The sequence below is a fragment of the Pseudoduganella guangdongensis genome (genome assembly GCF_009857475.1).
GTDB lineage: Bacteria > Pseudomonadota > Gammaproteobacteria > Burkholderiales > Burkholderiaceae_D > Rugamonas > Rugamonas guangdongensis.
Window position 1 is genome coordinate 1 of sequence record NZ_WWCJ01000092.1, and the last position, 242, is coordinate 242.

At 53.3% G+C, this 242-nt stretch carries 1 rRNA gene; it reads right to left on the reverse strand.

The window, feature by feature from the left end:
• Nucleotides 1–23 precede the first annotated feature (23 nt).
• Nucleotides 24–242: ribosomal RNA gene (locus GTP41_RS28220) — 16S ribosomal RNA — on the reverse strand; the annotation flags it as partial.

Sequence of the window (242 nt, forward strand, 5' to 3'; positions counted from 1 at the left end):
TTTGAGTCTGATGCCGACTCTAGAAAGGAGGTGATCCAGCCGCACCTTCCGATACGGCTACCTTGTTACGACTTCACCCCAGTCACGAATCCTACCGTGGTAAGCGCCCTCCTTACGGTTAAGCTACCTACTTCTGGTAAAACCCGCTCCCATGGTGTGACGGGCGGTGTGTACAAGACCCGGGAACGTATTCACCGCGACATGCTGATCCGCGATTACTAGCGATTCCAACTTCATGTAGT